This is a genomic window from Ilumatobacter sp. (assembly GCF_049588435.1).
Classification (GTDB): domain Bacteria; phylum Actinomycetota; class Acidimicrobiia; order Acidimicrobiales; family Ilumatobacteraceae; genus Ilumatobacter_A.
Genome location: NZ_JBAVYV010000362.1, coordinates 1 through 7566, shown reverse-complemented (window position 1 = coordinate 7566; position 7566 = coordinate 1). Strand labels below are relative to the sequence as shown.

Genomic DNA, 7566 nt, shown 5'->3' with positions numbered 1-7566 from the left:
CTTCCAGCCTGCGCCGACTGGGCCGAGGCGATAGGAATCCGGAATGCGGACCCCGTCGAGAAACACCTCGTTGAAGTCGACTTCACCGGTGATGTGGACGAGTTCGCGCACCGTCACCCCGGGCGCGTCGATAGGGCATGCGAAGACGGTGATGCCTTGACGCTTGGGAACGTCGGGATTGGTTCGAGCGACCAACAATCCGAACTGCGAGTAGTGCGCCCAGGTATTCCAGACCTTCTGCCCGGTGACGACCCATTCGTCGCCGTCGCGCACCGCTTGGCACGCAATCGCCTTCGCGTCCGACGACGCGACGTCGGGCTCGGTCATCGCGTACGCCGAGCGGATCTCACCGCGCAGCAGCGGATCCAGCCATTGCTTCTTCTGCTCAGGCGTACCGACGCGCTCGAGCACCTCCATGTTGCCCGTGTCCGGTGCGGCACAGTTCATCGATTCCGACGCCAGCGGGTTCTTGCCGAGCTCGATCGCGATGTACGCATAATCGAGGTTCGACAGGCCCTCACCCGTCTCGGCATCGGGCAGGAAGAAGTTCCACAGCCCGTTGGCCTTCGCCTTGTCCTTGACCTCCTCGAGCAACTCGAGCTGGCCGGGCGCGTAGGACCAACGATCGGTCCGCGTCTCACCGAGCTTGAAGAACTCTTCCGACATCGGCGCGACTTCTTCACGGATGAACGTCTTCACCTGCTCGTAGAGCGGGCGGACGCTGTCGGACATCCGCAGGTCGTACATGTCAACGGTCGATTCGAGTGCAGGCATGTGCGGAACTTACCGAAGCACTCGGTCGGACATCCCATCGACGGTCGTCGCGACGTTGTCGGCGGGGCGGTCGTAGTGTGGACGGAGCGTTCCACCTTCTTGGTGGGGACTTCTCGTTGACACCCGGCTCCGATCAGCCGAACAATCTGTTGCCTCCTCTGAGCTCGACTTGAGGAGACAACATGTCCGAATCTGCAACCACCAATCGTTCTGCCGCGCACAGCGCCGGACGCCGGCCGCGAGCGATCGTCTACTGCGACGCCAACTTCGGCATGATCGACGGGAAAACCGCGAACGGCCTGGTCCGGCACAGCGAGCGCTACGAGATCATCTCGGTGATCGACCACACCAAGGTCGGCCGCGACGCCGGAGAGGTGCTCGACGGAGTCCCGAACGGCATTCCGTGCTGTCGCGACCTCGACGACGCGCTGGCCGAAGCCGGGTTCACTCCCGAACTCTTCATCGTCGGCGTCGCACCGACCAGTGGCCTGCTGACGACCCGCGAACGAGGGATTCTCCTCGACGCGATGAGTCGGGGCCTGAACATCCTCAACGGACTGCACGAGTTCTTGAACGACGATCCGGAGTTCGCGGCCGCAGCCGCGATCAACGACGTGGAGATCATCGACATCCGGAGGCCGAAGGCGAAGGCCGACCTCCACATGTTCGACGGCAGCATCCTCGGTGTGACCTGTCCTCGGATCGCCGTGCTCGGCACCGACGGCGCCATCGGAAAGCGCACGACCGCGACGATTCTCACGAAGGCACTCAAGGCACGGGGCGTCAACGCCGTCCTCGTCGGCACGGGTCAGACCAGCCTGATCCAGGGAGCGTTCCACGGCGTCGCGCTCGACGCGATCCCCGCCCAGTTCGTGGCCGGCGAACTGGAAGCCGCGGTGGTCGGAGCGTTCGAGGCCGAGCAGCCCGACGTGATCATCGTCGAGGGTCAGGGAGCGCTCAGCCACCCGACGTACCTGAGTTCCACCGCGATCCTGCGCGGCAGTCGCCCCGAAGCCGTCATCCTCCAGCACGCACCCGGCCGCACGGCGATCAGCGACTTTCCGATCTTCCCGATGCCGACTCCGGCGAGCGAGATCAATCTCATCGAGACGTTCGCCGACACCACGGTGATCGGCCTGACGATCAACCACGAGAACATGAGCGACAGCGAAGTCTCGGCTGCCATCGCTCTGTACGAGGTCGAGTTGGGGATTCCGGCGACCGACGCACTCACCCGACCGGTCGAACATCTCGTCGACATGGTCTTCGCGGCGTTCCCCGACATCCAAGCGTCACCCGTCGCCACTCGATGAGCGGGCTACGGCTCGACATCGACCTCGACAAGATCCGCGAGAACGCGCGCCGGCTCGTCGACCGGACCGCGGTGCGCGGGGTGTCGATCACCGCGGTGACCAAAGCCCTGCTCGGCGAGCCCCGGCTCGCTCGGACGCTCGTCGCCGCCGGTGTGGTCGCGCTCGGCGATTCGCGCATCGAGAGCATCGAACGGATGCGGGATGCCCACGTCAATGCGCCGATGTTGCTGATGCGCTCGCCGATGCCGAGCCAGGTCGACCGCATCGTCCGTTCTGACGCCACCAGCGTGAACACCGAAACCGATGTCCTCACGGCGCTCGCAACAGCCGCGCGGGTGTGCGGCCGGATCCATGACGTGATGATCATGGTCGAACTCGGCGACCTGCGCGATGGCGTCATGGCCACCGAACTCCACGACACCGTGCGCCACATTCTCCGCCTGCCGACCCTTCGGTTGCGCGGAATCGGAACGAACCTCGCGTGCCGTCACGGCATCGAACCCAGCGCCGAGAACATGGGAGAACTCTCCCGGCTCGTCGACACCGTCGAGTCGAGGTTCGACATCGAGATTCACACCGTGTCTGGTGGAAACTCGGCGAACCTCCGCTGGTTGACGTCCACGGACGACCTCGGGCGGGTCAACAACCTGCGCCTCGGTGAATCGATCCTGCTCGGCCGCGATCCGATCGACCGCTGCCCCATCGCGGGCCTCCACACCGATGCGATCACCCTCCTCGGGGAAGTGATCGAGTCGAAGCGCAAGCCGACTCGCCCCTGGGGCCGGCAGAGCCAGAACGCGTTCGGTGAAACGCTCGACATCTCACCCGACGCGCAGGACCGAGGCGACATCTGGCAGACCATCGTCGCGGCCGGCCGCCAGGACACCGACCCCACCGACCTGCGGTGCCAGACCGGCGTGACGGTGCTCGGCGCGAGCAGCGACCATCTCCTTCTCGAGACCCGAGGCCGCATGGGGCCCGGCGAGGAAGTTCGGTTCCAGCCCGGCTACTCGGCCTTGCTTCGGTCGATGACGTCGCCGTTCGTGGCGAAGGACTTCCACAGTGCCGATGGGGATCGATCGACGATCGCGGTGTCGAGCAGGCGTCCGCCCGACACCGGTTCACATCGACCGGACCGCACCCGGAATCTGACGATCGTGCCGGCAAAGGCGCCGAGCGCCTGCGGCTGACGGGTCAGCTCCGGGCTTCCTCGATCGCGAGATCCGGGTTGCGGAACGGGTCGTCGATGTCGACCAGCGATGCCTGGAACAGCCCGATCGCCTGGTGCCGCTGGGGTTCGGTGAGGTCCGCAGACATGATGCGGTCGACCGATGGCATCAGGTCGCGGCGGACCTGAACGATCTCGTGGGCGACCTGCTTGCTCGGATCGAGCTCTTCGAGCGGCGTCTCCCCGGTGAACCACTGGGAGGTTGTCGGCTTCTTCTTGGATGCGGCCATGGCATCTCGATTCTGTTGGTCCGGATGAAGCCGTCGACCTGGCGGGGCTCGGCGCGGGCAGATGGGACGAAACCTCGGTCGGTCACGTGGGTGAGCCGACGGAATCGACTTCGCCAGATACGACAGACACGTCCCCAGCTGCGTCCGAGCACCGTACCACCGCAGGATCGATTCGGCTCGGCGGTGGACGCATTGGCGGAGGTGGACGGGAATCGAACCCGCCGGATGGGGATCGCCCATCCCAACCGCTTTGAAGGCGGCGGAGCCCACCAGGTACCCAGACACCTCCCGGTAGTGCGGGGTCACCCTAACGGTCACCCGCACAGCCGTCACACGGGCCGTCGTCGTCGCGCCGCCGACACCGACGGTTGCACTGTCGGGCGTCGACCGTTACGTTGATAGTGCCGACTCCCTCCCGAGTCCACGTCCGGTCCGCCGGAACGTCCCGCTTGGGGGAATCATGATCACGCTCTGTCACGCCGTCAAAGGCGGCAGCGGAACCACGGTGGTCGCATGTACACGTGCGATCAACTCTCCTGGACCCGCACTCCTCGTCGACTTCGAAGGCGACGTTCCGCTCGCGCTCGGCCTCGACCGGCCCGTCCGACCGGGCGTCATCGACTGGCTCGCCAGCCGCGCTCCCAGCGCCCACCTCGACGACCTGCTGGTCGAGGTCACTCCCAACTGCAGCCTGCTGCCAGCCTTCGAGACGGCGGCCGACGTCCTGACCGGGGAGACGGAGCGCTGGGATCAACTCGTCGATTGGCTGACCGAGTGGACGAACGACAGCGGAGGGTCCGTGGTGATCGATGCCGGAACCACACGCCTCCCGATGCAGTTCGTCGAACAGTGCCCACATCGGTGGCTCGTCACCCGCGCCTGCTACCTGTCGCTCCGTCGCTCCTGTCATCTCCGCGTTCGGCCCACCGGGGTCGTGCTCATCGACGAACCAGGACGCGCGCTCCGACGCACCGACGTCGAGTCCAGCATCGGCGCCCCGGTCGTCGCGACACTCGCCTGGGACGTGCGAATCGCGCGGTCGGTCGATGCCGGGCTCCTGCTCAGCGGTCGCCTCCCGCGTCCGCTCCATCGGGCATTCGCGCGCGTCGCCGCATGAGCTCGGTCGAATTGGTCGACACGATCTGTCGGACGATCCGCGACGAGTCGGGCGACCTGGGCGAGCTCGTCGATCGGGCCGTACGCCGCGTGGCCCCGCTCGCGACCGCCGACGAACGCGCGCGATTGCGATCCGACGCCGTCGCCCGCATGGCCGGGCTCGGCGACCTCGAGATGCTCGTCGAGGATCCCGAGATCGACGAGGTGCTGGTCAACGGGGATCAGATCTGGATCGACCGACGGGGTCGCGTCGAGCGGGCCGGCACGCTGCACAGCACGACCATCGAGCAGGTGATCGAACGTGTGCTGGCACCGATCGGACGACGGGTCGACCGCACGACGCCGATCGTCGATGCCCGCCTCGCCAACGGCGCCCGGGTGTGTGCTGTCGTGGCCCCCGTCGCGGTCGGTGGGGCCTCGCTCTCGATCCGTCGGTTCTCCGATGAGATCCGCCCGCTCGACGACTTCACCGGACCGGAGGGGGTGGCGATCCTGCGCACGATCGTCGCCGCCCGCGCGAACGTCATCGTGTGCGGCGCCACGTCATCGGGCAAGACGTCGCTGCTCGCGTCGATGCTCGACATGGTCGATGACATCGAGCGACTGATCGTGCTCGAGGACACCACCGAGCTGCCGTGTCGAGCGCCGCACGTGGTCCGGCTCGAAGCCCGCCCGGCGACGGCCGAAGGTGTGCATGCGGTGTCGCTCGGCGACCTCGTCCGCACGTCGCTCCGCCTTCGCCCCGACCGACTCGTCGTCGGTGAGGTCCGTTCCGACGAATGCATCGCACTCGTCCAGGCGATGAACACCGGCCACGACGGTTCCTTCTCGACGTGCCACGCCAATGGTCCGCTCGATGCGCTCCTGCGACTCGAATCGCTGGTGCTCCAAGCCGCCCCGCAATGGCCGTTGTCGGCCGTGCGCCACCAGCTCGCGCGGTCGATCGACGTGATCGTGCACGTGGGACGACACGGTGGCCGGAGGCGGATTCTCGAGGTGTGCGAGGTCGTTCCGCCGAATGTCGACGGTTCCCTCGCGGCACCCGGGGTGCGAACGCTCGGCCGACTGCGCGACGATGACATCGCCGGGTGCACTTCACTCGGACGGAGCCGTCGGTGATCGCCGCTCCACTCGCCGCAGCACTCCTCGTCCTGCTGGTCGTGCCGCCCATCCTCACTGCGCGCACGGGTCGCGCTCCGGCCGGAAGCGCTCCGTCCGTCGCCATTCCTGCGGCGATCCCGCGCACGCGGTCGTTGCCACGATGGCGACGCCGAAGCCGGATCGCTCCCGGTGACATCGCTGCATGGTGTGACGACCTCTCCCGGGGTCTCCGTCACGGTTCGACGCTGCGAGCTGTCCTGGTGGGCACCATTCCCGACGATGACGCCCTCGCGGGCCTCACCGCACGTCTGCGACACCGCCTCGATCGCGGAGCGGCCGTGGTCGAAGCGTGCGACGGGTGGTCCGAGGACCTGTCGGCCGATGCGTCGCCCGGAGCCGACCTTCTCGCCCCGTGCGCGACGTTGCTCGCGGCAATCACCACGCTCGGCGGAAATGCCGCCGAGCCGATCGACCGGTTCGCCGTCACGATGCGTCAACGCACGTCCGACGACCTCGAACGAGAATCGAACAGCGCCCAGGCACGAATGTCGGCGCGGGTCCTCACCATCGTGCCGCTCGCGGTGCTCGCCCTGCTCCTCGCCACCGATGACGGCGTCCGCGCGGTGATGGCCACCCCCGCCGGTGCGATGGTCGCGATCATCGGCCTCACCCTGAATGCAGTCGGCGGCGTGTGGATGCATCGCATCGCCGACGGTTCCGCACACGGATCGGCGAACCGATGATGGTCGCGCCTCTCCTCGTTCTGGTGATCGTCGCCGTCATCAGGCCCCGCGTCCGACGGATGATCGCCGGGCGCGCTCAGCAGCGCCGGATCGACGCCGCACTCCCGGACGCGATCGAGATGCTCATCCTCGTCGTCCAGGCCGGCCTGACACCACACCAGGGCGTGATGTTGCTGTGCGATCGAGCGCCCACTCCGATCCGGCCCGCTCTGCACGAGGTCCGTCGGCGAATGTCCCGGGGCGCTCCACTGGCCGAAGCACTCGACGCGCTCCCCGATCTGCTCGGACACGACGCCGCGATCGTGGCCGACACGCTCGCGATGGCCGAACGCTACGGAACTCCGATCGCTCGTGCGCTCGACCAACTGGCGCTCGACGTCCGCGAACGACGACGCCGTCGCGCCGAGGCCGACGCCCGCAAGCTGCCGATCAAGATGGCGTTCCCACTCGTGACGTGCACCCTTCCGGCGTTCGTGCTCATCGCGATCGCCCCCGCTGTGATGGCCGCCATCGCCTCGCTGAACACCCGCTCGATCTGACGGCTCCACTCGACCACACGGTCCGCTCGACGCCAACGTCCCGCCCACTCCATTCGAGAACCCAGGGAGAATCATGCTCGACACCACGCCCCTTCTGATGCTCGCCATCAGCGTCCACCAGGCCGGCCACGCGGTCCACGAACGCCTCCTCGACGCCGTCATGCACGTCGTCGCACACCGCGACGATGATCGCGGGCAGGCCACGACCGAGTACGCGCTCGTCCTGCTCGCGGCGGCTCTTGTCGCACTGCTCGTCGTCGCGTGGGCGACCGCGGGTGGCGGTGCGGCCAGGGTCAGCCGCCTGTTCAACCGCGTCATCGACTCGGTGATCGACCGGGTCTGACGATGTGGACCGCACGTCGATCCGATGATCGAGGGCAGTCCGCGGTCGAGTTCGCTGTGGCGTTGCCGTTGATCGTCATCGCGATGCTCGCGATCGCGCAGGTCGGCGTGACGGTCCGCAACGAGGTGGCGGTGGAACTCGCTGCCCGTGAAGGCGCGCGCGCCGCCGCTGTCTCGGCC

10 protein-coding genes and 1 tRNA gene are annotated in these 7566 nt (G+C 67.3%); 8 read left to right on the top strand and 3 right to left on the bottom strand.

Features of this window, described 5'->3' with window-relative positions:
* Window positions 1-774 (bottom strand): acyl-CoA dehydrogenase family protein (locus WBV89_RS14100; protein WP_423981990.1); only part of this gene is annotated, 774 nt, incomplete at its 3' end.
* Between the two features lie 182 nt (window positions 775-956).
* Between WBV89_RS14100 and WBV89_RS14095 the strand changes: the two genes are divergently transcribed.
* Window positions 957-2087 carry a DUF1611 domain-containing protein gene (locus WBV89_RS14095; protein ID WP_423981989.1) on the top strand — a complete coding sequence of 377 codons (1131 nt, stop codon included), beginning with the start codon at window positions 957-959 and terminating at the stop codon, window positions 2085-2087.
* Window positions 2084-3277, top strand: a complete 1194-nt coding sequence (locus WBV89_RS14090) for an alanine/ornithine racemase family PLP-dependent enzyme (protein ID WP_423981988.1) — start codon at window positions 2084-2086, stop codon at window positions 3275-3277. The genes WBV89_RS14095 and WBV89_RS14090 overlap by 4 nt, the downstream gene beginning before the upstream one ends.
* Window positions 3278-3281: 4 nt before the next feature.
* Here the strand turns inward: WBV89_RS14090 and WBV89_RS14085 are convergent, their stop codons facing one another.
* Both WBV89_RS14085 and WBV89_RS14080 read right to left on the bottom strand, forming a co-directional pair.
* Window positions 3282-3545 (bottom strand): hypothetical protein, encoded by a 264-nt coding sequence (locus WBV89_RS14085; RefSeq protein WP_423981987.1) that lies wholly within the window; start codon window positions 3543-3545, stop codon window positions 3282-3284.
* Between the two features lie 193 nt (window positions 3546-3738).
* Window positions 3739-3834: transfer RNA gene (locus WBV89_RS14080), tRNA-Sec, on the bottom strand.
* Window positions 3835-4005: 171 nt separating this feature from the next.
* Between WBV89_RS14080 and WBV89_RS14075 the strand changes: the two genes are divergently transcribed.
* The 6 genes from WBV89_RS14075 to WBV89_RS14050 all read left to right on the top strand — a co-directional run.
* Window positions 4006-4662 (top strand): hypothetical protein, encoded by a 657-nt coding sequence (locus WBV89_RS14075; protein WP_423981986.1) that lies wholly within the window; start codon window positions 4006-4008, stop codon window positions 4660-4662.
* Entirely contained in the window at window positions 4659-5780 is a 1122-nt protein-coding gene (locus tag WBV89_RS14070) for a CpaF family protein (protein ID WP_423981985.1), read from the top strand. The genes WBV89_RS14075 and WBV89_RS14070 overlap by 4 nt, the downstream gene beginning before the upstream one ends.
* Window positions 5777-6505: a type II secretion system F family protein gene (locus WBV89_RS14065; RefSeq protein WP_423981984.1), complete on the top strand. Its 729-nt coding sequence runs from the start codon at window positions 5777-5779 to the stop codon at window positions 6503-6505. Before WBV89_RS14070 ends, WBV89_RS14065 begins: the two co-directional genes overlap by 4 nt.
* Window positions 6502-7044: a type II secretion system F family protein gene (locus WBV89_RS14060; protein ID WP_423981983.1), complete on the top strand. Its 543-nt coding sequence runs from the start codon at window positions 6502-6504 to the stop codon at window positions 7042-7044. Before WBV89_RS14065 ends, WBV89_RS14060 begins: the two co-directional genes overlap by 4 nt.
* Window positions 7045-7117: 73 nt before the next feature.
* The gene (locus tag WBV89_RS14055; RefSeq protein WP_423981982.1) at window positions 7118-7387 is read left to right on the top strand and encodes a hypothetical protein; all 270 of its coding nucleotides are present in this window, start codon (window positions 7118-7120) and stop codon (window positions 7385-7387) included.
* Window positions 7388-7389: 2 nt separating this feature from the next.
* The coding region (locus WBV89_RS14050) for a TadE/TadG family type IV pilus assembly protein (RefSeq protein WP_423981991.1) at window positions 7390-7566 on the top strand (177 nt) is incomplete at its 3' end.